The organism is Pseudomonas sp. KH_050 (assembly GCF_057838875.1).
The window spans coordinates 1,045,432-1,070,943 of the sequence record NZ_CM174478.1; the positions used below are offsets into that span (position 1 = coordinate 1,045,432).

Annotated in this window: 21 protein-coding genes; 5 read left to right on the top strand and 16 right to left on the bottom strand. The window is 57.1% G+C overall.

Annotation, left to right across the window (positions count from 1 at the left end):
- Positions 1 to 20: 20 nt before the first annotated feature.
- Both AC3IUA_RS04850 and AC3IUA_RS04855 read right to left on the bottom strand, forming a co-directional pair.
- Positions 21 to 2,549 carry a PepSY domain-containing protein gene (locus tag AC3IUA_RS04850; RefSeq protein WP_489359373.1) on the bottom strand — a complete coding sequence of 843 codons (2,529 nt, stop codon included), beginning with the start codon at positions 2,547 to 2,549 and terminating at the stop codon, positions 21 to 23.
- A 153-nt stretch (positions 2,550 to 2,702) separates the two neighbouring features.
- Positions 2,703 to 4,952, bottom strand: coding sequence for a TonB-dependent receptor (locus AC3IUA_RS04855; protein WP_489359374.1), 2,250 nt, complete (start codon positions 4,950 to 4,952; stop codon positions 2,703 to 2,705).
- Positions 4,953 to 5,158: 206 nt separating this feature from the next.
- On the opposite strand from AC3IUA_RS04855, the gene AC3IUA_RS04860 reads away from it, so the two are divergent.
- Both AC3IUA_RS04860 and AC3IUA_RS04865 read left to right on the top strand, forming a co-directional pair.
- On the top strand, positions 5,159 to 5,839 hold the full coding sequence (locus AC3IUA_RS04860; protein WP_489359375.1) for a Fe2+-dependent dioxygenase: 681 nt from the start codon (positions 5,159 to 5,161) through the stop codon (positions 5,837 to 5,839).
- Between the two features lie 57 nt (positions 5,840 to 5,896).
- Complete coding sequence (locus AC3IUA_RS04865) at positions 5,897 to 6,604, top strand: tetratricopeptide repeat protein (RefSeq protein ID WP_489362240.1); 708 nt, start codon at positions 5,897 to 5,899, stop codon at positions 6,602 to 6,604.
- Positions 6,605 to 6,712: 108 nt separating this feature from the next.
- Here the strand turns inward: AC3IUA_RS04865 and AC3IUA_RS04870 are convergent, their stop codons facing one another.
- The 7 genes from AC3IUA_RS04870 to AC3IUA_RS04900 form a co-directional block, all read right to left on the bottom strand.
- Positions 6,713 to 7,726 (bottom strand): alpha-xenorhabdolysin family binary toxin subunit B, encoded by a 1,014-nt coding sequence (locus AC3IUA_RS04870; protein ID WP_489359376.1) that lies wholly within the window; start codon positions 7,724 to 7,726, stop codon positions 6,713 to 6,715.
- A 49-nt stretch (positions 7,727 to 7,775) separates the two neighbouring features.
- The gene (locus AC3IUA_RS04875; protein ID WP_489359378.1) at positions 7,776 to 8,957 is read right to left on the bottom strand and encodes an alpha-xenorhabdolysin family binary toxin subunit A; all 1,182 of its coding nucleotides are present in this window, start codon (positions 8,955 to 8,957) and stop codon (positions 7,776 to 7,778) included.
- 374 nt (positions 8,958 to 9,331) lie between these two features.
- The gene (locus AC3IUA_RS04880; protein ID WP_489359379.1) at positions 9,332 to 10,495 is read right to left on the bottom strand and encodes a type III PLP-dependent enzyme; all 1,164 of its coding nucleotides are present in this window, start codon (positions 10,493 to 10,495) and stop codon (positions 9,332 to 9,334) included.
- 369 nt (positions 10,496 to 10,864) lie between these two features.
- Positions 10,865 to 12,022 carry an osmoprotectant ABC transporter ATP-binding protein OsmV gene (locus tag AC3IUA_RS04885; RefSeq protein ID WP_489359380.1) on the bottom strand — a complete coding sequence of 386 codons (1,158 nt, stop codon included), beginning with the start codon at positions 12,020 to 12,022 and terminating at the stop codon, positions 10,865 to 10,867.
- Positions 12,019 to 12,672, bottom strand: coding sequence for an ABC transporter permease (locus AC3IUA_RS04890; protein WP_150641044.1), 654 nt, complete (start codon positions 12,670 to 12,672; stop codon positions 12,019 to 12,021). The genes AC3IUA_RS04885 and AC3IUA_RS04890 overlap by 4 nt, the downstream gene beginning before the upstream one ends.
- A gap of 17 nt (positions 12,673 to 12,689) precedes the next feature.
- Positions 12,690 to 13,592 (bottom strand): glycine betaine ABC transporter substrate-binding protein, encoded by a 903-nt coding sequence (locus AC3IUA_RS04895; protein ID WP_489359381.1) that lies wholly within the window; start codon positions 13,590 to 13,592, stop codon positions 12,690 to 12,692.
- 20 nt (positions 13,593 to 13,612) lie between these two features.
- Entirely contained in the window at positions 13,613 to 14,302 is a 690-nt protein-coding gene (locus tag AC3IUA_RS04900) for an ABC transporter permease (protein ID WP_489362241.1), read from the bottom strand.
- A gap of 446 nt (positions 14,303 to 14,748) precedes the next feature.
- On the opposite strand from AC3IUA_RS04900, the gene AC3IUA_RS04905 reads away from it, so the two are divergent.
- Together AC3IUA_RS04905 and AC3IUA_RS04910 are read left to right on the top strand one after the other, a co-directional pair.
- A complete protein-coding gene (locus AC3IUA_RS04905; RefSeq protein ID WP_489359382.1) occupies positions 14,749 to 16,332 on the top strand; it encodes a peptide chain release factor 3 in 1,584 nt (527 codons plus the stop codon).
- Positions 16,333 to 16,648: 316 nt separating this feature from the next.
- Positions 16,649 to 16,891, top strand: a complete 243-nt coding sequence (locus AC3IUA_RS04910) for a hypothetical protein (protein WP_489359383.1) — start codon at positions 16,649 to 16,651, stop codon at positions 16,889 to 16,891.
- Positions 16,892 to 17,071: 180 nt separating this feature from the next.
- Here the strand turns inward: AC3IUA_RS04910 and AC3IUA_RS04915 are convergent, their stop codons facing one another.
- Positions 17,072 to 17,413 carry a hypothetical protein gene (locus AC3IUA_RS04915; RefSeq protein ID WP_489359384.1) on the bottom strand — a complete coding sequence of 114 codons (342 nt, stop codon included), beginning with the start codon at positions 17,411 to 17,413 and terminating at the stop codon, positions 17,072 to 17,074.
- Positions 17,414 to 17,832: 419 nt separating this feature from the next.
- Here AC3IUA_RS04915 and AC3IUA_RS04920 point away from each other — a divergent pair, with 419 nt between their 5' ends.
- Positions 17,833 to 18,399 carry a hypothetical protein gene (locus tag AC3IUA_RS04920; RefSeq protein ID WP_489359385.1) on the top strand — a complete coding sequence of 189 codons (567 nt, stop codon included), beginning with the start codon at positions 17,833 to 17,835 and terminating at the stop codon, positions 18,397 to 18,399.
- A gap of 95 nt (positions 18,400 to 18,494) precedes the next feature.
- Here AC3IUA_RS04920 and AC3IUA_RS04925 read toward each other — a convergent pair whose 3' ends face one another.
- The 6 genes from AC3IUA_RS04925 to AC3IUA_RS04950 all read right to left on the bottom strand — a co-directional run bounded on the left by AC3IUA_RS04925 (position 18,495) and on the right by AC3IUA_RS04950 (position 25,502).
- Positions 18,495 to 19,466, bottom strand: coding sequence for a peptide ABC transporter ATP-binding protein (locus tag AC3IUA_RS04925; protein ID WP_489359386.1), 972 nt, complete (start codon positions 19,464 to 19,466; stop codon positions 18,495 to 18,497).
- Positions 19,466 to 20,434 carry an ABC transporter ATP-binding protein gene (locus tag AC3IUA_RS04930; protein WP_489359387.1) on the bottom strand — a complete coding sequence of 323 codons (969 nt, stop codon included), beginning with the start codon at positions 20,432 to 20,434 and terminating at the stop codon, positions 19,466 to 19,468. Before AC3IUA_RS04930 ends, AC3IUA_RS04925 begins: the two co-directional genes overlap by 1 nt.
- Before the next feature lie 10 nt (positions 20,435 to 20,444).
- Positions 20,445 to 21,356, bottom strand: a complete 912-nt coding sequence (locus tag AC3IUA_RS04935) for an ABC transporter permease subunit (protein WP_489359388.1) — start codon at positions 21,354 to 21,356, stop codon at positions 20,445 to 20,447.
- Between the two features lie 10 nt (positions 21,357 to 21,366).
- Positions 21,367 to 22,377 (bottom strand): ABC transporter permease subunit, encoded by a 1,011-nt coding sequence (locus AC3IUA_RS04940; protein ID WP_489359389.1) that lies wholly within the window; start codon positions 22,375 to 22,377, stop codon positions 21,367 to 21,369.
- 73 nt (positions 22,378 to 22,450) lie between these two features.
- A complete protein-coding gene (locus AC3IUA_RS04945) occupies positions 22,451 to 24,046 on the bottom strand; it encodes an ABC transporter substrate-binding protein (RefSeq protein ID WP_489359390.1) in 1,596 nt (531 codons plus the stop codon).
- A gap of 79 nt (positions 24,047 to 24,125) precedes the next feature.
- Positions 24,126 to 25,502: an OprD family porin gene (locus AC3IUA_RS04950; protein WP_489359391.1), complete on the bottom strand. Its 1,377-nt coding sequence runs from the start codon at positions 25,500 to 25,502 to the stop codon at positions 24,126 to 24,128.
- Positions 25,503 to 25,512 lie beyond the last annotated feature (10 nt).

A 25,512-nucleotide genomic window follows, 5' to 3' on the forward strand; every position in this document is an offset into this window, starting at 1 on the left:
AAAGTGGACACATCAACGCTTCAATAAACATCCCGTCGATAACGCCCGTGCTCAATCAGCCTCTCAACCTCTTCAGCACCCAGCACCTCTTTCAGCACCTGATCCACCCCTGACGCCATCCCCTGCAAACTCCCGCAGACGTAAATTGCCGCGCCTTCGGCCAACCATTTCTGCAACTCGCCGGATGCTTCACGCAGGCGATCCTGTACGTAGATCTTCTCTGCCTGGTCCCGCGAGAACGCCAGGTCCAGGCGCGCCAGATCACCACCGATCAGCCATTCCTGGAGTTCGTCCTTGCAGTGAAAGTCGTGTTCGATGTTGCGCTCTCCGAATATCAGCCAGTTGCGTTGTTGGCCGTCGGCAATTCGCGCCTTGAGCAAACTGCGCAGGCCGGCGAGGCCGGTGCCGTTGCCCAGCAGAATCATCGGTACGGGCTCGGCGGGCAGATGGAAACCGCTGTTGCGCCGCACCCGCAGACTAATGGCCGAACCCAGTGGTGCATGTTCGGTCAGCCAGCCGGAAGCGGTGCCCAGGTTGCCGTCGGCACGCCGTTCCTGACGCACGATCAGCTCCAGCAGGCCGTCGGCGGCGATCGAGGCGATTGAATACTCACGCATGGCTAAGGGTATCAGCGCGTCCACCAGCGCCTGGGCATGCAGCCCTACCAAATGCGCGCGATTGTCCGGAAGTTGGCGGCTGGCCAAGGCCTGTTCGAGGCTTTCCTGCAAACCAGCGAGTTGCACCCGACTGTCGCCAGGGATGCCCAGGCCTTGAAGGAAATGTTCAATGGACCACGGGCAATTGCGCGGCAGTACTTCCACCAGGTCACCGGCTAGCCAGCTGCTGGTGTTGGGTGCTGTCAGCCCCAGCAAGTACACGCCGCAACCGCTGCTGTCGGGGTTGAGCAGCGTGCGCTGACTGAGTGTCCAGTTATCGAAGCTCGGCGCTTGCCAGGTGTCCGCTGGTGCCTGTCCGGTCAGCTGGCCGAGTTGCTGCTGCCAGTGGCGCAGGGCGTAAGGGTCGCCGCTGTCGACTTCCACCGGCGCGAACAAGGTCTTGCCGCCATGCTCGGCCAACCAGCTGTGCAGGCGCCGGGCGAAACCGCAGAAGTGCTGATACTGTCGGTCGCCGAGCCCGAGTACTGCATAGTTGAGGCTGTCCAGGCTCAACGCGCGACCCAGCACCTTGCGCTCGAAACCACGCGCGCTATCCGGCGCTTCGCCGTCGCCGAAGGTGCTGACCACAAACAGCGCGTTACTGGAACCACGCAGATCCTGCTCGCTGACATCGGCCAGGGGCTGAACCTTGACCGGCAGGCCCGCCGCCTGCAATTGCCCGGCAGTCTGCCATGCCAGCTGTTCGGCAAAACCGCTCTGGCTGGCGAAACCGATCAGCCATGCCGGTGTATCGTTGTTGCTTTGAACCAGTCCATTGCGAGCATTTTTTACCTGACGTTTCTTGCGTCGACGATCCAGGTACAGCAGCCAGCCGGTGATGAAAAACAGCGGCATGCTCAGTGACGCGAGGGTCACCAGGATACGTCCGACGATCCCGAAGTAGCTGCCCACATGCAGCGCGTAAATGCTGGTCAACAGTTGCGCTTTGAAGCTCTTGTCGGCGTAGCGCTCATGTTTGCTGACGGTGCCGTTGAGCGGATCGAGCATGATCTGGTTCAGGGCGCGATCGTGGGGGGAGTTTTTCAGCAGATAAAACACCGTAGCGGGTTGCCCGGCCACTGGCGGCATGCGGATGTTGTAGGCACTCAAGTCCGGGCCGGCGGCGCTGTAGATGCTGCTCCACATTGCCTGGTAATCGGCGGTCGGTGCAGGGCCCGAAGGCGCGGCGCCACGTCCGCCTTTGCGCATCTGGCTATTGGGTGAATCGGATAGCAGCCTGGTCAGACCTTTGTTGTACCACTCGTAGGACCAGGACAAACCGGTCAGCGCCGCCAGCAGGTAGAACACCAGGCACCAGGTGCCCGTCACCGCGTGCAGGTCCCAATTGAAGCTGCGACCTTTTTTTGCCCAGTCGAAGGTCAGCCAGGCGCGCCAGCTGGCGACCTGACGCGGCCAACGCAGGTAGAGGCCGGACAGGCAGAAGAAAATCAGCATCAGCGTGCAGGCGCCGGTGATTTGTCGACCGGTATCGCCGATCGCCAGGAAACGGTGCAGCTGCAACATCAGGCCGAAGAAGTCCTGGCCCGTGGCATCACCCATGAAGTCGCCGGTATAGGGGTCGAAGTAGCGCATCTGGCCACGGCGCTCGCCCGGCGGCGGGGTGAAGAACACCCGTGCAGCGTTGCCGCTGTCGGTGTCGACCCAGAGCATCGAGACCTGCTTGCCTTCAGCCGCCTCGACCTTGGCCACCAGTTCGGCAGGCGGTAGCACGCCGGCGGTGCGCTTCTCGACTTGCAGCACAGAAGGGTTGAGCGCGCGCAGGATCTCGTCCTGGAACGACACCGTAGCGCCGGTGATGCCCATCAAGGCCAGGACCAGCCCGGCACTGATACCGAAAAACCAGTGCAGCTGGAACAGGGTTTTCTTCAACACGTCGACCGCCTTCCTCATTCAAAAATAATCGTCACGGCGCGCATTATGCCGTGGGTGGGCGTCACGCATGCGGGCTCTGGTCAAAGGCCCGCACATTACACAGAAAAGCCCCGCTCATGACCATGAGCAGGGCTTGGCGAACTTGCGCTTCTATCAGAAGTGGAAGTTGGTACTCAGCAGCGCGGTACGGCCAGCGGCGACGTGGGCGTAATGATTCTGGAGTATCTGGTCGAAGTAGCGCTCGTCGGTCAGGTTTTGTACGTTGAGCTGCAAGTCGACGTTTTTGCTCAGGCGGTAAGTCGCCATCGCGTCATACCGCCAGTAGGAAGGAATTTCCACCGAGTTGGCGACGTTGCCGAACTGCGAGTCAACGAAGGTGGCACCTGCACCGATGGTCAACTCAGGCATCAGGTCATAGGTCGACCAGAAGGTGAAGTTGTTCCTCGGTGTGCTGGGCATGTGGTTGCCTTCATCGATTGGCCGGGTGGTCTTCACCACCTCGCTTTCCATGTAGGTGTAACCCCCGTAGACCCGCCAGTTGTGGGTGATCTTGCCGGCGTAGGTCAGCTCCAGGCCATTGACCTGTTGCTCACCATCAAGCACTTGAGTGGTGGCGCCATCCGGGTCATCGATCCGTGCGTTGGTTTTCTCGGTGCGGAACAGTGCAGCGGTCACCGACAGGTCGTCACCAAAGAAGTCCCACTTGGTGCCGATCTCGTAGTTGCGGTTGCGTTCCGGATCGAGATCGCTATTGGCCGCGGTCAATTCCAGGCTGCCGTTGCCGCTGGTTTCACCGCCCGGGTTGCTGGAGGTCGAATACGCGGCATAGACGCTACCGTTAGGCAGTGGCTTGTAGACCAGACCCACCTGGTAGTTCACCAGGTCGCTGGTGTTCTCGCGGGAGAAGTTACCGGCTGGAGCGCGGGTGGCGAAACCACTGGAGGTGGTCTTGTAGTTGTCATACCGCAGGCCGAGATTCAGCGACCATTGCTCGTCGAACTTCAGCGTGTCGAACACGTAGGCCGCACCGGTCTTGGTGTCGGTATCGGTATAGGCCAGGCCTTCGGTGATGGTGCCCGACCAACTGTCATTCGGGGTCGGGTTGTTCAGGCTGGTGCAATCGCCACTGGCCAGCAATCGTGGCGAGCAGGTGGTCGAGGTGCCGGCGGCAGACGTGACAACGTAGGGGCGGTTATGCGTGTCCGAATAGGAAAACTCAATGCCGGTAACCAGGCTGTGCTCGATAAAACCGGTGTCGAACCTGGCGCTCAGGTCGGTCTGGTTGACCCAGCCGGAAGAGGTCGAATTACGGTTTTTGGTGTTGCGAAGCACCATGCCATTAGCCACGTTGCCTTTGCTGTCGTCCGGGTTGGTGACGACGTAGTCGAGGGTCGAGCGCGACATGCGGAAGCTGTTGGACAGGGTCAGGTTGTCATTCAGATCGTGCTCGAGCTTGATCGTGCCGCTGTCATTGGTGGACTCGCGGTAGTCACGAGTGTTCAGACCGTAGAAGTTGTCGCGGTCCACGTGCACCGGCTTGTCGACCACGTGTTTGCTGCGGTTCGGGCTCAGCGTCAGCGGGATGCCGTAGTCCGGCATGTCATCGGTTTCGACATGGTAGTAACCGACGGTGAGACGAGTATCGGTGCCCAGGCCGAAGGCGAAGGACGGAGCAACGCCCCAACGGCTGACGTCGACACCGTCGCGACCGGCCACGTTGGCTTCGTGTTTCATCAGGTTCAGGCGCAAGGCCGAGGTATCGGTCATTTGCTGATTCAGGTCCAGCGTGGTGCGCTTGGTCTGATCGGAACCATAGGTAAAGCCGCCGTTGTACGAGTTGCCCAGCTTGGCGGTCTTGGTCACCAGGTTCAGGCTGCCACCGGTCGAACCGGCACCGGTGAACGCGGAGCCAGGGCCCTTGCTGACTTCAATCGATTCGACGTTGAAGATTTCCCGGCTTTGCGACGCGGGGTCACGCATGCCGTCGATGAACACGTCACCCTCCGCGTTAAAGCCGCGGATGATTGGACGGTCGCCGGCCGGGTTGCCGCCTTCGCCTGCACCGAAGGTGATGCCCGGAGTGGTACGCAGTGCGTCGACCAGGCTGGTAGCCCCGGTATCGCGGATAACCTGCTGCGGGATGACGGTGACGCTTTTTGGCGTGTCACGCAGTGGCGCTGTAAATTTCCTGGAGGCAGAGGTATCAGTCTTGTAGGACGTGTCGTCCTGTTCGCCAACGACGCTGGTGGCATCCAGCGAAATCTCGTTACGCGGCGCTTTGTCGTCGGTATTTTCCGCCGCGTAAGCCATATGGGCTGCGGAGCTGGCGGTAATGGCCACGCCAATTGCAGACGCGAACAGACGCGGTGAACTGACAGGTAACTGTGATGGTTGGCGTGACATGTGAATTCCCCTCCCCAAGGATTTGAGGCCGCGGAATATAGGGTAAATACGTATTGGTATCAATTGCGATTTATTGCTATTAGCACTGAATTTACATTCTTTACAATTTGTCCTTACGGTTTTTACCCGCTCATTCGTCTCCAGGGTTTTACAAGGGCAATAAGAATCAATACCATTGCGATCCTTTCGCTCTCAGGTGTCGCCCCATGCTGCTGCATATTCCCGGCTTGTTCTCTCGTGAAGAAGTGTTGCGCATCCGCGAAGCTCTGGAGCAGGCGGACTGGGCGGATGGCAAGATCACCGCGGGCTATCAGTCGGCCAAGGCCAAGCACAATCTGCAGTTGCCACAAGGGCACCCGCTGGCGCGGGAAATCGGTGCGGCGATGCTTGAGCGGCTGTGGAAAAACCCGCAGTTCATGTCGGCGGCGCTACCGCACAAGGTGTTCCCGCCGCTGCTCAACTGCTACACCGCCGGCGGCAGTTTTGATTTTCATATCGACAACGCGGTGCGCCAGCCTAATGGCAGCGCCGAGCGCGTACGTACCGACCTGTCGTCCACGTTGTTCTTCAGCGACCCGGACGAATACGACGGCGGCGAGCTGGAAATCCAGGACACATTCGGCACCCGTCAGGTCAAGTTGCCCGCGGGCGATATGGTGCTGTACCCGGGCACCAGCCTGCACAAGGTCAATCCCGTCACCCGCGGTGCGCGCTACGCCTCGTTCTTCTGGACCCAGAGCCTGGTGCGCGAAGACAGCCAGCGTGCGTTGCTGTTCGAGATGGACGGTGCCATCCAGCAACTGACCCGGGACATGCCCGATCACCCGTCGTTGATCCGCCTCACGGGCACCTATCACAACCTGTTGCGTCGCTGGGTCGAGGTGTAAGTGTCGGACTTGCGTTTGCGTCGCGAGGAGGTCCTCGATGGCGACCGGCTCAAGGCCATGCTCGAAGAAAGCCCGGCCCGCGCGGCCCAGGCGATCCTGCTGGCGGCCAAGGAAGGCATCGTCGATGCCCAGGCCATGCTCGGGCAGATTCTGCTCGAAGGGCAGGGGATCGAAAAGGATCAGGCTTTGGCGGTGCGCTGGTTCCAGATCGCAGCCAACGGCGGGCACCTGATGGCGCGTAACATGCTCGGTCGTTGCCTTGAGCATGGTTGGGGTTGCACGGTCAATGCCACGGCGGCGGCCCGGCATTACCGTCAGGCCGCCGACGCGGGGCTGGATTGGGGGTTGTACAATTACGCCAATCTACTCGCCACAGGGCGTGGTGTGGTTGAGGATCAGCGGCAAGCGTTGGTCTGCTATCGGCGCGCTGCCGAACTGGGCCATGCCAAATCGATGAACCTGTTGGGGCGGTATCTGGAAGAGGGGCGATTTTGTCAGGCTGATCTGGTTGCGGCTGTCGAGTGGTATCGGCGTTCGGCCGAAGGTGGAGATTTTCGCGGGCAGTTCAGCTATGCCGCCGTATTGGCGGATCAGGAGCGTATCGATGAGGCGTTGCTCTGGTTGCGTAAGGCATTGGCCGGGGGTAATCCGAAATTCTTGCGGGTGAGCAGTCAAGCCTTGTTGCAGGCTGATAATGCGCAAATCCGTGCGCTGGCGGTGGTTTATTGGCAGCGCGCGGCGCAGTTAGTGAGCGAACTTGGGTAGACCGCACGTGGAAATGCCACTTGCGGTCTTGGATATTGTTATTAGATCAGCATGCGACTTATGCCAAACTCTTCACATTATCAGGGATGCCAAGTCGCACAGCAGAAATCAGACGCTCCATTTTTGGCGAAGTGATTTTAGAAACGGTACGAACACTCTCGATTGATCGACAAAGTCTTTTACAACGATTGACAGATTTTTTGTGGCGTCATGAGCATTGATGTTCAGGAACCTGTTCATTGCTTCAGCAAGGGTGTCGAACTCTTGGGTATAAATTGTTCTTGGCGACTGCAGTGTCTGGAGTTCGGTCAGTTGATCGACTCGTTCCTGTAACGTCTTATTATCTTTTTTGTAGCTTTCAAGATTGGTGCGGCGCACATCCAGCCGGTCTTGTACTGTTTTCCTCGCTGTGATCAGTTGCTCGTATTTCAATGCATCGCTGGCAAGCCCCAGAATTTTTTGTGCGGCGGATAGACCTGCTTTAACGAGCGCGATTTTCGGCGTGGTCATATCCGTGGCGGTGAGCTTTTCGATACTCAATAATACGTCTTTTAACACGTCAAAGACGTTTGACGATTCCAACGTTCGTATAGCGGTATTAATGGCTGTTTCCTGGGTATCCAGCAATTCGATGGCTTTTTCTTCGGCATCAAGTTTAGGTGAGTCAGCGTTGATCGTTTTTTTCAAATCCTCGATTCTGTACTGATTGTCGCTGAGTGTTACCGACTTTAGATTGGTCAGGCTGTTCTCCAGGGTGACGGTGTACTGTTGCGTTTTTAAGGTGCCTTCGTCGATGATTGATTTTATCTCTTTGGCAATGCTGATCATGGCCTCTTTCTGCTCTTCATTAGCATCACTTTGCTCAAGTTTCTGGATCGCGCTGTAAAGCGGTATGATGGCTTCGTATTGCAGTGCGATGGGCGCGAGAGTCAGCGCGGCCAAGGCGTTTTTATCGGTCGTATTGATTTCGTTTTGTAAAGCATTCAGCTCTTCGACAAGGGCCGGTAGATACAGAGTGCTGAGGGTGCGAATTTTATAACTTATTTCCGTCCGGCTGTCCTTGATCTTGTTAAAGTCCGGTGCTGAATATTGAAGTGGGGTGGCAAGTGTGTGTACGGTCATGGGAGTCTCGAAATATTATAAGTTAAAGTGTAAAATTTATGTGTCGGGATTATTTTTCTGCAGCGACATTATTGAATGCATTGAGTAAGTTTTCGGATTGTTTTTTAATTCCAACCCAGTTGCTGACCATGATATTGAGCCTGGAAACAAACGAAACCAGATACATTGCGTTGGTGATGTCGTCCAGTTTTTTGCTTGATGAATCGATGTAAGTCAGGATAAGTTCCCACACGCTTTCGAGGGCTTGCGCACCACCTGCAGCGCCTTCAACGCGCAGTAACAGATCATCCAGGCTTGTTTGGAGTGATCGACATGAGCTGAGTAGGGCGTTGGATGTCACAAGTTTTGCATCAAGGGTTCGCTTCTCGCGGATAAATCCTTCCAGGTCTACTCGCGCCTTGTTAGCTTTTTCTCCGAAAATGGAATCAGTGATGAGGAAACCCACGAATCCTCCGAACCATCCGTACCATTTATTGTTGGAGTATTCTGCGATTTCAGCGTTTTTTTCTTCGATTCTTGTGTTGGTCAGATCAAGATTTTTATTGATTTCGATGATCTCGGTGTTGAAATCTTTGCTGTGACTGAGGGCGATTTTTTTGCCGAGATCGGGTTTGATGATGTCGGTAATTGAATGTTTGAATATGGTTATTTCTGTTTTTAAACTTTTCGTACTTTTACTGTGTTCAATGATAAGATTTTTAAGGTCTTCGACCAGCTCCAGAAGTGCCGGAATTTTTTGTTTCTCATTTCCGGTTAAGTCTATTTTTGGCAGATTGTCGATTTCTTCCGGCGTCAGGGCGCCAATTTTCCCCAATCCGCTTTCGTAGCTGGGCAGGCGTTCAATGTATTGAATGATGGATCGGCTACTAGTAGTGAAGTTGTCGGCAAACACATGAAGGTCGGAGCCGACTTTTTTCATGCTGCTTTCAAGCGCTGACCAAGTGGCGGCATGATTTTTCGACGTGCTGTACAATACTTGCATATCCGCCGATTTTAGTCCGGCTATGTTTAGTTGGTCGAGATTATAGAGTTGTTCAATTTCCGTGGTTTCGGTAGGGAGTTTTAGTGCTTTATTGACGTAGTGCTTTATTTGTCGGATGTGAGAGTTGGAAATTAGTAGGCCTTCTTCGCGTTCGACTTCCGGATGGGTCCCGGAGACAGCCTTGAAGTAATCGGACGTCAGAGCGGTAAAATTTTCAGATGTGATGTTCAGTTTTTGAATGGCTAACATAAAAATCCTTTTTATAAGCGCTTGGCAAGTTGTAAGGTTGTTGGGGTGCGGTTGTAAAAATAGCCTCGATTGTTGATAATTATAAGTCTTTAATTTTTTCAGTGTGTTTCGAGGCGGCGCGGCGGGACGGTTAAACCAAGTGTCTGTCTTTTAGAGGTGTGTGATTTTATTAAAGATAATACAGCGTTGTGAGTTGTGCTTTGTCGGGCGCAGGAATACCTGGGTCTTTAGTTTCAGTAAATACTTGTGCGGAGAAATGATTATGTTAAAAAAATTTACGATGAAGACGAAAGTCCAGGCGGCTGGGGTTATTCGTGAAAATGCAAAAAGGCCCGTGAATACTCACGGGCCTTTTCGGTGTAACGAGTGAAAGTTTACAGGTAGAACGACTTCAGCGGCGGGAAGCCATTGAATTCAACAGCACTGTAGCTGGTGGTGTAGGCGCCGGTCGACAGCCAGTACAGGCGATCGCCAATGGCCAGGTTCAACGGCAGGCCGTACTTGTAGTTCTCGTACATGATGTCGGCGCTGTCGCAGGTTGGGCCGGCGATGACCACTTCTTCCATCTCGCCTTTCTTCTCGGTCCAGATCGGGAACTTGATGGCTTCGTCCATGGTTTCGATCAGGCCGGAGAATTTGCCCACATCGGTATAGACCCAACGCTCGACGGCGGTGCGCGATTTACGGGCGACCAGTACCACTTCGCTGACCAGGATTCCGGCGTTGGCGATCAACGAACGGCCTGGCTCGAGGATGATTTCCGGCAGGTCATCACCGAAGTCTTCCTTGAGGAAGCGGATGATTTCCTCGGCATAGGTTTCCAGGCTGTTGGTGCGGGTGATGTAGTTGGCCGGGAAGCCGCCGCCCATGTTGATCAGCTTGAGATGAATGCCGTCTTCTTCTTTCAGGCGTTCGAAGATCACTTTGACCTTGGCGATTGCCGCGTCCCAGACGCTGATGTCGCGCTGTTGCGAGCCGACGTGGAAGGAGATGCCGTAAGGCACCAGGCCCAGGTCGCGAGCGAGGATCAGCAGGTCCATGGCCATATCGGTCTGGCAGCCGAATTTGCGCGACAATGGCCAGTCAGCGGTGGTCGAGCCTTCGGTGAGGATGCGCACATAGACTTTCGAACCTGGCGCGGCCTTGGCGATGTTGCGCAGGTCGGCTTCAGAGTCGGTGGAGTACAGACGCACGCCCTTCTCGTAGAAGTAGCGGATGTCCTTGGATTTCTTGATGGTGTTGCCGTAGCTGATGCGATCAGCGCTGACGCCCTGGTTCATCACTTTATCGAGCTCGTAGATCGAGGCGATGTCGAAGTTCGAGCCTTTCTCTTTGAGCAGGTCGATGATTTCCACGGCCGGGTTGGCCTTGACCGCGTAGTAGACCTTGGCGAATTCGAAGCCGGCGCGCAGGTCATCGTAGGCCTGGCTGATCATCGCGGTGTCGATGACCACGAATGGAGTTTCTTGCTTGTCGGCGAAAGCCTTCATTTTCTCGAAGGTATTGCGGGCGTAATAGTCTTCGACCTTGATCGACATGCTGGGAACTCCTACTGGCAAACTAAGTTAAACAATGGGTGCAAATGAACGTCCTCCGTATCCCCACTTTGGTTCGCCTACTTCCCAAGGCATGTCCGCCGAAAGCAAAAAGGTCATCCGTGCGGTGCGCTACGGGTGACCTTGCTGTCTCGTCGTCAGTACTTGAGCCGGATGGATCGTTTCCAGCATGGACGTTCGGCGCGAACTTTAGGACGTGAGAGGCTTGAGATCAACAAAAAATGTCGCGTTTTTGCATGCGTCCGTCGTGTGGTCCGGATCAGTCTGTGGGTCAGTCACTTATGTAACGGACCCAGATGACAGGCTGATGTTCCTCCGATGGGGGATTTTCGCTGGGATTTTGGGGGGCAATCAGGCCACCGCTGCCTCTGCAGGAGAAACAATACGGGTCTTGCCACCGCACGAACGGCCGGAGCTGAGGTACTCGGCAATCGATTCCTGGGTCACCTCACCGAGGAACACCCGTTCGGCATCCATCACCGGCAACCACGAGCGGTTGAACTCGTACATTCGCGACAACAGGATCCGCAAATGCTCGTCGTAGGCTGCAGTGGCATTGAACTCGCGCAGGTATTGCGCGCAGGCGCCGGTCTGGCGGTGCAGGTCGCGGCGACGCACGTAGCCCAGGGCTTTGTTTTCGGCGCAGGTGACCACCACGTAGCGACGGTCCAGTTCATCCATCAACTCCAGCGCCTCGGCCACCGGGGTTTGCGGGCTGACCGACGGTGCGTTGTCCGCCGCGTCTTCGGCTTTGACCAGCAACAGGCGTTTGAGGGTGCTGTCCTGACCGACGAAGTTGCTGACGAAGTCGTCTGCCGGGTGCGCCAACAGGGTGTCCGGGTGATCGATCTGGATCAGTTTTCCGCCACGGAAGATCGCGATCTTGTCGCCGAGCTTGATCGCTTCGTCGATGTCGTGGCTGACCATGATCACGGTCTTGCCCAATGCCCGCTGCATTTCGAAGAACTCATTCTGGATCATTTCGCGGTTGATCGGGTCGACCGCGCCAAAGGGTTCATCCATCAGCAGCAATGGTGCATCGGCCGCCAGGGCACGGATCACGCCGATCCGCTGCTGCTGGCCGCCTGACAGTTCACGCGGATAGCGGCTCAGGTACTGCTTGGGCTCGAGCTTGATCATGCTCATCAGTTCGCGGGCGCGGTCATGGCATTTATGCTTGTCCCAACCGAGCAGGCGCGGAACGATGGTGATGTTTTCCTCGATGGTCATGTTCGGGAACAGGCCGATCTGCTGGATCACATAGCCAATGTTACGGCGCAACGTCACGGCGTCGAGGTCAGTAGTGTCTTCACCGTTGATCAGGATTTTTCCCGAGGTCGGTTTGATCAGGCGGTTGATCATCTTCAGCGTGGTGCTTTTGCCGCAGCCCGATGGTCCGAGGAACACGCAGATCTCGCCTTCATTGATGGTCAGGCTTACCGAGTCCACGGCTTTGACGTCTTTGCCGTTGCTTTGGAAGGTCTTGCTGAGGTTTTGAAGTTCGATCATTTCAGGAGTCCTTTTGGAGTCAGCGTGCGTTGCAGCCATTGCAGAAGCAGGTCGGCGAAGATGGCCAGGAGACTGACCAATACGGCGCCGACGATCAGCATCGACATATCGCTGCGGCTGATTGAAGCGAGAATAAGTACACCAAGGCCACCGGCGCCGATGGTCGCGGCGATGGTCATCACACCAATGTTCATCACCACGGCGGTGCGCACCCCGGCGAGGATCACCGGCACGGCGATCGGCAGTTCGACCATGCGCAGGCGCTGGCCGAAGGTCATGCCGATGCCCCGGGCGGCTTCGCGGATGCCCGGATCGACGCCGGTCAGGGCGAGGTAGGTGTTACGCATGATCGGCAGCAGCGAATAGAGAAATACCGCGGTGATCGCCGGCATCGGCCCCAGGCCCTGGCCGAACTTCGAGTAAAACGGCAACAACAGGCCGAACAGTGCGATCGACGGAACGGTCAGCAGCACTGTGGCGCTGGCTTGCAGCGGACCGGCGAGCGTCGGGAAGCGTGTCATCAGAATGCCCAGCGGCACGCCAACGACAATCGCCAGGGTCACGGCAATCCCGACCAGGGTGATGTGCTGCCCGGTCAGTTGCAGGACCAGCGGCCAGTCGAGATGGGAAAAGGCGTTCAGAAATTCCATGTCTTTTCTTCCTCCGGCTACTTATTAGAAAGCAAGGGATGCTGGCGCAGGAAATCTGCGGCAACGGATGAAGGGCTTTGGTGATCGACATCGACCCGCGCGTTGAGCTGGCGCATGGTTGCATCGTCGAACAGTTCGGCCAGCGGCTTGAGTTCTTCCGCGAGTTTCGGGTGCGCATCGAGGTAGACCTGACGCACCACTGGCGCGGCGGTGTAGTCCGGGAAGTAGTGCTTGTCGTCTTCGAGCAGTTTGAGCTTGAAGGCGTTCAATCGACCGTCAGTGGTGTAGACCAGACCGGCGAACACCTGACCATTGCGCAAGGCGGTGTAGACCAGCCCGGCGTCCATCTGGCGGATGTTTTTGCGGGTCAGGTTCATGCCGTAAAGCTTGACCATGCCGTCCATACCGTCGGAACGGTTGGCGAATTCAGTGTCCAGGGCCACCAGGTGATTGGTTTTCGCCTCAGCCTGCAGCACCCTGTTCAACTCGCTGATGGTGTTGATCTGCGGGTAAGCCTTCGCGGTGTTTTCCGGCAGCGCCAGTGCATAGGTGTTGCTGAACTTCGACGGAGTGAGCCAGATCAGGCCTTTTTGCGCGTCGAGTTCTTTCACTCGAGCGTAGGACTGAGCGCTGTCGAGTTTTTCCGTGACGTGGTTGTAAGCTACCAGCGAAACGCCGGTGTACTCCCACATCAGATCAAGCTGGCCACTTTCTTGGGCGCTACGCGCCAGAGTACTGCCCAGCCCACTCGTCACCTGGGTGTCATAGCCCTTGGTGCGCAGGTATTGGGAAGTGATTTCCGCCAGCAGGGTTTGCTCGGTGAAAACACGAGCACCGATGCGGATCACTGGTTTTTCGGCGGCTTGGGCGATTCCTGCGCACAGCAGGACGCAGCCCAATACTAAGCTTAATTTTTTCATTGATATTCCTTTGCTCAGGCTTAAGACGGGCGCAGACCGCGTTCGAGCCAGAGGCGGCTGGCGAGCGTCACCAGGCCGTCGAGCAGCAATGCCAGGAGGGCGGTGCAAGCCGCGCCGAGGAGCAGTTGCGGCTGATTGTTCAGGGCAATGCCAGGGAAAATCAGGCTGCCCAGACTGTTGGCGCCGATCAGGAACGCCAGTGGCGCGGTACCGACGTTGATCGCTAGCGCTACACGCACGCCACCGATAATGATCGGTACGGCATTGGGCAGTTCAACCCGCCAGAGCACCTGACGCGGGGTCATGCCGATGCCGACAGCCGCTTCCTTGAGTGAACCTTGAACGTTTTTCAGGCCTTCGTAGGTGTTGCGCACGATGGGCAACAGCGAGGCGAGGAACAGGGCGAAAATTGCCGGGCCGCTGCCAATCCCGAGAATCCCCAGGGCGATGGCCAGTACGGCGAGAGGTGGGACGGTGTTGCCGATGTTGAAGATCTGCATGAAGCGTTCAGCACGAGCGACCATGTTCGGGCGGCTGAGCAAGATACCGGCGGGAATGCCTACAACGAGGGCGGCCAGCATGGAAGCGAGGACGAGAATCAGATGAGCTTGCAGATAAAACAATAAATCGTCGCGGTAGTGTTCAATCGTATTGATGCCGATCCAGTGGATCAGCAGGGCCAGGAGGGCGAAAACAGCCGCACACCCCATCAGCCCTTTGCCATAGCGAATAGCCACAGGCGGACTCCTATATTTCAGTCGGCGGACGCTCTCCCGTGCGGCAATGCCGTATTTGGCTGCCGAGAGAATCGTTCGCGAAGAGCAGCTCGCAACTGCCGGCAAAGCGGCACAAGTCGAGCCATAAGCGCAGCCTCGTCAGGCGGATTTGCTGAGAATTTCAGCCCCTGATACGAGGTGGTAACAGGGGAGTGGACGCCTCCACTGGCCAAAGGTTCCCCTAGTGTGCCGCATTGTTCGCTCTTGTAGCAGCTGCCGAAGGCTGCGTCTGGCTGCGCAGCAGCCACAGCGTTTGCAAATCGAACGAAGGTCCTGCGGCCCTTAACGCAGCCTTCGGCAGCTGCTACACGGTGGTCCGTAGGTTGTATTTTGAGCTATACTCGCTGCCCTTTTTTGAATCACCTGCCAGGCGATTTCCCATGACCAAACAGGCCGCCGAAGTCGCGAAACGCCGCACTTTCGCCATTATTTCCCACCCGGATGCGGGTAAGACCACCATCACCGAGAAACTCTTGCTGATGGGCAAGGCCATTGCTATTGCCGGTACGGTGAAATCCCGAAAGTCGGACCGTCATGCCACCTCCGACTGGATGGAAATGGAAAAGCAGCGTGGTATTTCCATTACCACGTCGGTCATGCAGTTCCCGTATCGCGATCACATGATCAACCTGCTCGACACCCCGGGCCACGAAGACTTCTCGGAAGATACCTACCGCACCTTGACGGCAGTGGACTCGGCGCTGATGGTCCTCGACGGCGGTAAGGGTGTCGAACCACGGACTATCGCGCTGATGGACGTTTGTCGTCTGCGCGACACGCCGATTGTCAGTTTTATCAACAAACTCGACCGGGACATCCGTGACCCGATCGAACTGCTCGACGAGATCGAGGCGGTCCTGAAGATCAAGGCCGCGCCAATCACCTGGCCGATCGGTTGCTACCGCGACTTCAAGGGTGTCTACCACCTCGCCGACGACTACATCATCGTGTACACCGCGGGCCACGGCCATGAGCGTACCGATGTGAAAATCATCGAGAAGCTCGACTCCGACGAAGCCCGTGCTCATTTGGGCGACGAGTACCACCGTTTTGTCGATCAACTGGAGCTGGTACAGGGCGCTTGTCACGAATTCAATCAACAGGAATTCCTCGACGGCCAACTGACCCCGGTGTTCTTCGGTACCGCGCTGGGCAACTTCGGTGTCGATCACGTGCTTGACGCCGTGGTCAATTGGGCACCCAAGCCGCTGGCCCGAGTGGCCAACGAGCGTACGGTCGAGCCGACTGAAGAGAAATTCGCCGGCTTCGTGTTCAAGATCCAGGCAAACATGGACCCCAAACACCGCGACCGGATCGCCTTTATGCGGATCTGCTCCGGCAAATACGACAAGGGCATGAAAATGCGCCACGTGCGGACCGGCAAGGACGTGCGGATCGGCGATGCTCTGACGTTCTTCTCCTCCGAGCGTGAGCAACTGGAAGAAGCCTTCGCCGGCGACATCATCGGCCTGCACAACCACGGCACGATCCAGATCGGCGATACCTTCACCGAAGGCGAAACTCTGAGCTTCACGGGGATCCCGCACTTCGCCCCGGAACTGTTCCGCCGCGTACGCCTGAAAGATCCGCTCAAGTCCAAGCAACTTCGCCAGGGCCTGCAGCAGTTGGCTGAAGAAGGCGCGACCCAGGTGTTCTTCCCGGAGCGCAGCAACGACATCATCCTCGGCGCTGTCGGTGTGCTGCAGTTCGATGTGGTCGCCAGCCGCCTGAAAGAGGAATACAAGGTCGAATGCGCCTACGAGCCGATCACCGTGTACTCCGCCCGCTGGATCGATTGCAGCGATAAGAAGAAGCTTGAAGAGTTCTGCGTCAAGGCCGTGGAAAACCTCGCGATCGACGGCGGTGGTCACCTGACCTACCTGGCCCCGACGCGGGTCAACCTGGCGCTGATGGAAGAGCGCTGGCCGGACGTGAAATTCCGCGCGACTCGTGAGCATCATTAAGCGCTGAGTGGTAACACTCAAAAGCCCCGTTGCGAAAGCAGCGGGGTTTTTTATTGACCGGTGTGTGAGCAATCGAGCGTCGACCGGCTGCTCTTGCAACGGCCCTCCTCGCAACAGGTCATCACTGCTGTTGAAATCGCTGTTTGGCATAACCCTTATTCAAAACCAATCTTCCCGCCAACGGCATTTCCTGGCGTTCATAAGCGTCCTATCTGGAGAACCCGCACGATCGCAACTGGATTCCGCACAACGCTACGGCATCCGGGTTCGTCGCCGTCAGACACTGATGCTTCACCTTGAAAGGATGGAATCGGCTATGAGCATTTTTCTACGCGGTGTGTTGTTGCTGAAAGTATTGGTGCTGCTATCCCTCGGTACGTCGGCGGCGTGGGCGGAGTGCCCGGACCATGAGGAGCAGGCCTCGAACGGGCACGAGGCGTACAGCGCGATGATGATTGCCAGGTCTGAATCGGAGCCGGGGGATCAGGGGCAGGGTGGTAGCGCGGACGATGACGACTCGACCACCGATGACTTCGACGAAGGCGACAGCCAGACATAACCCGCAGGCAAAAGAAAAACCCCCTTCCCCCGAGAATGGATGCGCAATCCAGGAGAAGGGGCTTTTCTGGCCGCGCCGTCGACGAAGTTTGCTCGGCGTAGTGGCAGGCCACCCTGACGGTTGTCGAGTGGGCGCAATAGCGCGCGGTTATAGCGACGCTGGCCAGGCAGGCGCGAAGACTTATAGTCTGTTTTGACCGACGCTCAACAGCTTGAGTGTCAGCTCGGTACCGGCCCGCAGGTATTCAACTTGCGCATGAACCGCGTCCTTGACATACGCTTCCCCGAGATCTGTTACTTCTTGTTTCTGTGCATGTTCGACGCTTAGATACAAAAGATGCATCGCGATATCCATGGCGTTTTGAAAGGCCGTCAATGTGGTGTTCGGTCCCAGCTCCTCGGTGACCTTCTCCCAGCGATGGTCGGCTTCAGTTTGCAGCCGTTTGTATTCATCCATCGAAACATCGCAATCTTTGTAAATTTCCTCAAGCATGGTTTCTAAAGATTTTGAAATTGAACTCATTGGTCTATTCCTTTTGGTAGGGATGAGTCAGTGAGTTTAATCAGGCTTTAGCGATTTCGATAACTAAAACACTCCTTGTGCCATGACTGGTTACAAGTTGCGGATGTTGCCCTTGCTGCTGAAGTATTGTTTCTTTTCGGGTTGTAAGAAAATTACCTTATTCAAGTAATATGTTTTCTGGTTGAGTGATTGTTAGAGTGTGAATGCTTGTAGCCTGGTTTGGCCAGTTTAAGGTGGGGGCTAACTTATGGTCTTTCTGTAAGAAATGATGTTTTGATATTGAGGTGGGTAAAATTTTTTTATAATCTAAATGTAGTTCGGCTGACGGGCTCTAGAGATCAGTTGTCCGTGTTGTCATTAAACTAATGTAGTGAAGTTGTTAATTGTAATTAATTTGTCATTTTTTCAGGAGATATTAAATGAATGGAATCACCAGTGATAATGAGTTGAATAATTCCGAATTGCTCGATATAGGTGGAGGGCCTAAACCACCGGTCAAGCCACCCAAGTCGGTCAAGCCAGGGGTGAATCCTCCGGTCAAGCCACCCGTTTCGGTCAAACCACCGGTAAGTCCACCGGTCAAGCCACCCGTTTCGGTCAAACCACCGGTAAGTCCTCCGGTTACCCAGGAAAAATTCAGTTTTCTACAGAGTTTTATTGCACCCGTGCTCGTCAATGTTACGTCAAATACAGTGACTGGGCTTTTGCAGTTTAATCATCCCGCCAATGCTACGAGGAATGCAGACGGCACGGTGACTTATCCCAATGGCGCTGTGGCTAATGATTCGGCCGGGACAATAACCAATGCCGACGGCAGCGTAACGCATACGGATGGAAGGACTGTTTACTCGAACGGAGATGTATTTAATGGTACCAGCGGGCTGTTTGTTTTTGCCGATGGGACAGAGGTCAAAGCTAAGCGTAATGAGAAAGACGAATGGGTATTTCCGACGGAAAGTTCGGGTGATGCCCCGCCCCATCCTTGAACTTCCATGATCAAGATGCGGGCCTTCAGCGGTGGTTGATTAACACATGAAAGATCCCTCCCGGACAGCTTCCGGGAGGGGTTTTTATGCTTTGTTCACACGACGAATTGCTCGGCGTAATGGCAGGCCACCTGACGGTTGTCGAGTGAGCGCAAGGCCGGCTCTTCAGTGCTGCATCGCTCGGTCGCATACGGGCAGCGCTTGTGGAAGGCGCAGCCGGACGGCGGGTTGAGCGGGTTGGGCAGTTCGCCGACGATCTTGATTTTCGGCTTGGTCGGATCCGGGTGGATCGTTGGCGTAGCCGACAACAGTGCCTGGGTGTAAGGGTGCAGAGGACGGGTGTAGATGTCTTCCTTCGGGCCCATTTCCACCGGCCGGCCCAGGTACATCACCATCACGTGATCGGCGACGTGACGCACCACCGCCAGGTTGTGGGAGATGAACACGTAGGCGGTGTTGAACTCTTGCTGCAGGTCCATGAACAGGTTGAGTACCTGGGCCTGAATCGACACGTCGAGGGCCGAGGTCGGTTCGTCCGCCACCAGCACCTTGGGTTGCAACATCATCGCCCGAGCCAGGGCAATCCGCTGGCGCTGGCCACCCGAGAACATGTGCGGATAACGCTGGTAGTGCTCAGGACGCAAGCCCACCTGCTTCATCATCGCCTGGACTTTCTCGCGACGTTCGGCAGCACTCAGACTGGTATTGATCAGCAGCGGTTCAGCCAGCTGGTCGCCGATTTTCTGCCGTGGGTTCAACGAGGCGTAGGGGCTCTGAAACACCATCTGCACATCTTTGCGCAGTTGCTTGCGCTGGGCCTTGTTGGCGCCGGTGACTTCCTGCCCGGCGATTTTCAGCGAACCGGAGGACGGCTCTTCAATCAGCGTCAGGGCGCGGGCCAGGGTCGACTTGCCGCAGCCCGATTCGCCTACCACAGCGAGCGTCTTGCCGGCTTCCAGTTCGAACGACACACCGTTGAGGGCACGTACCAGCGCGCTGCCTTTGAACAAGCCGCGGGATACTTCGTAGTGACGGGTAAGGTCGCGGGCGGTGAGAACGACGCTCATTACGCCACCTCCTGATTCAAGGGGTAGAAGCAGCGGGCGAGGCTGTTGGCTTTAGGATCCAGGCCCGGGCGTTGCGTGCGGCAGTTATCCTGCACATAGGGGCAGCGCGGCGACAGCAGGCAGCCTTGCGGACGGTCATAACGACCTGGAACGATGCCCGGCAAGGTCGACAGACGCTCGGCGCCCAGGCTGTGTTCCGGAATCGCCGCCAGCAGCGCTTCGCTGTACGGATGTGCTGGCACGTCGAACAGCCCCGGCACTTGCCCGACTTCCACGGCCTGGCCTGCGTACATCACGCACACCCGTTGCGCGGTTTCGGCGACCACGGCCAGGTCGTGAGTGATCAGCACCAGGCCCATGTTCTGCTCTTTTTGCAGGTTGAGCAGCAACTCCATGATCTGGGCCTGGATGGTCACGTCGAGGGCGGTGGTCGGTTCATCGGCGATCAGCAGTTTTGGTTCACCGGCAATCGCCATGGCAATCGCCACGCGCTGGCTCATACCGCCGGACAGTTGATGCGGGTAGGCATTCATGCGGCTGGCGGCGCCAGGAATTTCGACCTTTTCCAGCAGCTCGATCGCGCGCTTGCGGGCGTCCTTGCGGGACATTTTCAGATGCAGGCGCAGCACTTCCTCGATCTGGAAGCCCACGGTATAGCTCGGGTTCAGCGCGGTCATCGGGTCCTGGAAGACCATTGCCAGGTCCTTGCCGACGATTTTTCGACGCTGGCGGGCATTGAGCTTGAGCATGTCCTGGCCGTCAAACACCAGGGAGTCAGCGGTAACGATGCCGGGATGCTCGATCAGCCCCATCAGCGCCATCATGGTCACGGACTTGCCGGAACCCGATTCGCCGACGATGGCCAGTACTTCACCCTTGTCTACGGACAGGTCGAGACCGTCGACCACCGGCACGGCGTTGGCGTCGCCAAAGCGCACATTGAGATTCTTGATTTCTAGCAGTGACATGGGAATCTCCTCAGGCGGCGTTCTTGAGTTTCGGGTCCAGCGCATCGCGCAGACCGTCGCCCATCAGGTTGATTGCCAGCACGCTGAGCAAAATGGTCAAACCAGGCAGACTCACCACCCACCAGGCGCGTTCGATGTAGTCGCGAGCCGAGGCCAGCATCGTGCCCCACTCTGGAGTTGGCGGTTGTACGCCAAGGCCGAGGAAGCCCAGGGCCGCGGCATCGAGAATCGCCGAGGAGAAACTCAAGGTCGCCTGAACAATCAGCGGCGCCATGCAGTTAGGCAGCACGGTAATGAACATCAGGCGCGGCAGTCCGGCACCGGCCAGGCGCGCGGCGGTCACGTAGTCACGGTTCAGTTCGCCCATCACCGCGGCACGGGTCAGACGAACATAGGACGGCAGCGAAACGATCGCGATGGCGATCACGGTATTGATCAGGCCAGGGCCGAGGATGGCGACAATCGCCACGGCCAGCAGCAGCGACGGCAGGGCCAGCATGATGTCCATCAGGCGCATGATGGTCGGGCCGAGAACGCGCGGGAAGAACCCGGCGAACAGACCCAGCATGACTCCCGGGATCAGTGACATGACCACCGATGACAAGCCGATCATCAGCGACAGGCGTGAACCATGGATCAAGCGAGACAACAGATCGCGTCCCAGCTCGTCGGTACCGAGCAGGAACTGTATCTGTCCACCTTCGAGCCAGGACGGCGGCGTCAGCAGGAAGTCGCGGTATTGCTCGCTCGGGTTGTGTGGTGCTACCCAGGGGGCGAACAGTGCGCAGAACACCACGAGGATCATGAACAGCAGGCCGGCAACCGCGCCCTTGTTCTTCGAGAAGGCTTGCCAGAATTCTTTGTACGGAGACGGATAAAGCAGGCTTTGGTCGACTGCTACTGAGGTAGTTAGAGTGCTCATTAGTATGATCTCAGCGCTGATGACGGATGCGTGGGTTGGCAAAGCCGTAGAGGATGTCCACCACGAAGTTGACCAGAATCACCAGGCAGGCGATTAACAGGATGCCGTTCTGCACCACCGGATAGTCCCGGGCGCCAATGGCTTCGATCAGCCATTTGCCGATGCCGGGCCAGGAGAAGATGGTTTCGGTCAGAACCGCACCGGCCAATAGGGTGCCGACTTGCAGGCCGACTACCGTCAATACCGGAATCAAGGCATTACGCAGGCCGTGGACGAACACCACACGCGTCGGCGACAGGCCTTTGGCCCGTGCGGTGCGAATGTAGTCTTCACGCAGCACTTCGAGCATCGAGGAGCGGGTCATCCGGGCGATCACCGCCAGCGGGATGGTGCCGAGCACGATGGCCGGCAGAATCAGGTGATGCAGGGCGTCGAAGAACGCCCCGGTGTCATCCGCCAGCAGGGTATCGATCAGCATGAAACCGGTTCTCGGCTCGATGTCGTACAGCAGGTCGATCCGCCCGGAAACCGGGGTCCAGCCCAGGGAGACCGAGAAGAACATGATCAGGATCAGGCCCCACCAGAAGATCGGCATCGAATATCCCGCCAGGGAGATGCCCATCACCCCATGGTCGAACAGGGATCCTCGCTTCAAGGCGGCAATCACCCCGGCCAGCAACCCGAGGATGCCGGCGAACAGCAGGGCGGCCATGGACAGTTCCAGGGTCGCGGGGAACAGCGAGGTGAACTCGCTCCAGACGCTTTCACGGGTCCGCAGGGATTCGCCAAGATCGCCATGGGCGAGCTTGCCGATGTAGTCCAGGTACTGGGCATACAGCGGTTTGTTCAGACCAAGGCGTTCCATTGCCTGGGCATGCATCTCAGGGTCGACCCGACGTTCGCCCATCATGACTTCCACGGGGTCGCCGGGAATCATGCGAATCAATGCGAAGGTCAGCAAGGTGATGCCGAAGAAGGTGGGGATCAACAACCCCACGCGGCGGGCAATAAAACTAAACATCTTCTGGTGTACCTCATCAGCCGGTTAGGCGTGCCCGGCACTGTTGGGGTCAACGATGCCGGACGTTTCTTATCTACTTCACCAGGGTGGTAGCGAAGTTATTAGTGGTCAGGGGGCTAATGTGATAACCCTCGACGTTTTTGCGCATTGCGGTGAACATTTTAGGGTAGGCCATGGGGATCCATGGTTGGTCCTGATCGAACGTTACCAGAGCCTTTTCATACAGTGCCGCACGTTCTGCCGGTTCGGTTCCCGCGCGGGCCTTGTCGATCACCTCCTGAAACGCCTTGTTGCACCAGCGGGCGTAGTTTTCGCCGTTTTTCGCTGCATCGCAACTCAGGTTCGGGGTCAGGAAGTTATCCGGATCACCGTTATCGCCGGCCCAGCCGGCCGAGACCATGTCATGTTCGCCATTCTTGGCGCGTTTGAGCATTTCGCCCCATTCCATGACGCGGATGTCGAGCTTGATACCGACCCGTGCCAGGTCCGACTGCATCATCTGTGCGCCAAGCAGCGGGTTGGGGTTGGTCGGGCCGCCGCCGTTGCGGGTGAACAGGGTCAGCACCGTGCCTTCCGGCACGCCGGCTTCCTTGAGCAGCGCGCGGGCCTTGTCCAGGTCGCGAGGCGGGTTTTTCAAGGTGTCGTTAAAGCCTAGCAGGGTTGGCGGATAAGGGCCGGTGCCGACCACGGCATTGCCCTTGCCGTACAGGCTGTTGACGTAGGCTTCCTTGTCGAAGGCGATATTGATCGCTTGCCGGACCCGCACATCGCTCATGTATTTGCGGGTGGTATTCATGGCGGTGTAGCTGGTGGTCATGGCCGCCAGTTCGTCGACCTTCAGGTTCGGGTCGGCCTTGATGCTCGGGATGTCATCGGGTTTTGGATACAGCGCGATCTGGCACTCATTGGCCTTGAGCTTCTGCAGGCGCACGTTGTTGTCGGTAGCAATTGCCAGGATCAGCGCTTCGCTCGGCGGCGGACCACGGAAGTAATCCTGGTTGGCCTTGAAACGGACCTGGGCGTCCTTGACGTAACGCACGAAGATGAACGGACCGGTACCGATTGGCTTGCTGTTGAGATCGTTGGTCTTGCCGGCCTTGAGCAGCTGGTCGGCGTACTCGGCAGAGTAGATCGAGGAGAACGCCATGGCGATGTCGGCCAGGAAGGGCGCTTCGCGGCGGGTCAGGTTGAATACAACGGTGTGGTCGTCGCGTTTCTCGACGCTTTTGAGCAGTTCCTTGAAGCCCATGCTTTCGAAATACGGGAAACCTATGCTCGATTTGCTATGCCAGGGGTGCTTCGGGTCCAGCTGTCGCTGGAAACTCCAGAGCACGTCGTCGGCGTTCATCTCACGGGTCGGCTTGAAGTATTCGGTGGTGTGGAACTTGATGTCTTTGCGCAGATGGAAGGTATAGCTCAGCCCATCCGCGCTGATTTCCCAGGATTGGGCCAGTGCCGGTACCACTTCAGTGGTGCCAGGCTTGAAGTCCACCAGACGATTGAAGATGGTTTCGGCCACCGCATCGGCAGTGACTGCAGTCGTGTACTGGACCATATCGAAGCCTTCCGGACTGGCTTCGGTACAAACCACCAAGGGTTTGGCCGAGACGCCGACAGCGACACCCAGTAACGTGGCGGCAATCGCCGCTCGTAACGCAAGCTTATTCATCAATAACCCCTCTGCAATCGGTTGAACCAGAAAAGCCTGAATGGCTGATTCGTCAATGAACCAGCCGTTCAGCTGGTGCTTAGAGAATGTTGAATGGAATGGTCGTGACCAGACGGAATTCATTGATGCTGCCGTCGGACTGATTCTCACTGGCGCGGTGCGTGGTGTAGGTCGCGCGAATCGCGGTGGCTTTCAGCGGGCCGCTCTGCACGGCGTAGGAAGCACCGATGCCGTATTCATAGTGGTGTTCGCCATCCTGCGCATTCACGTCGTAGGCCGTGCCTTTGTAGTGAGTACCGTCGATGCCCCAGCCGCGAGCCTGGTAGATGTTGAACTTCAGGCCTGGCACGCCGTATTGGGCCATGTTGAGGCCATAGGCGATCTGGAAGGATTTTTCGTTCGGGCCGTTGAAGTCCGAGAGCAGGGAGTTGGCCAGGTAGATGCCGTTGGTTTCATGCAGGTAGTCGAAGTACTCGTTACCGTTAACTTCCTGGTAGGCGAACGTCAGGCTGTGAGCCTGGTGGGTCAGACCGAACGACAGGGAGTAGGTATCGTTGTCGATCTCCCCCATCTTCTTTTTGCCTTCGTCGACGGTTTTGTAGTAGTTCAGGCCGGTGGTCAGGCTCAGGACCGAACTGTCGCCCAGTTCGTGAACGGCGCCGAAGTAGTACTGGTTCCAGAAGTCTTCGACATTGGCCGCGTAGAGGCTGGTCTTCAGGCTTCTCAGCGGCTGGTAGTTCAGGCCGGCAGTGTGGACGTGGTCGGTTTCAACACCGGTGGCCGAATATTCACTGCGGAACTTCGACAGGCTTTGCTCGGTACGCGGCGACACGCGGTCAAAGGTGCCAAGATCGAACGACAGGTTGTCGAACTCTTCGCTGTGCAGGCTCACACCTTCGAAGCTCGAAGGCAGCGGACGGTTGCCGATCACATCGACGATCGGGCTGCTGAAATTCTGGCGGCCGGCGGTCAGGGTGGTGTTTGAAACACGCGCCTTGACGTTGGCCAGGCCGAGTTTGCTCCACTGGTCTACGGCATCACCGTTGTTTTCAGCCAGGGTACGGTTGCCGCCGTTGGCGATGTCTTTGCGGCTGCGGTCCAGGACTAGCGCGTTGTAGGCCGCGACTTCAGTGCTGAACCCCACAGTGCCTTGGGTAAAGCCGGAGCTGTAGTTGAGGATGGTGCCCTGAACCCAGTTGATACGGCGCGGGGTTTCTCTGGTTTCACCATGCTTCTGGTAACGGAAATTTCCACCACGACGCAGCAGCTCATTGGCGTACCAGTTACGGGTAGTACCCGACAGGCTCTGGCCGTCGACGAAGCCTTTGGATTCTGCTTGAGCGTTGGTGCTGTTGAGTTGGGTCGGAACGAATTCCTGGCTAACGCTTTCTGCGTAGGCAGTGGCCGTAACGCTGCTGATGGCCAAGGCTAATAACGCGGTGCTGCTCAGTTTCATGGGTGAAGCT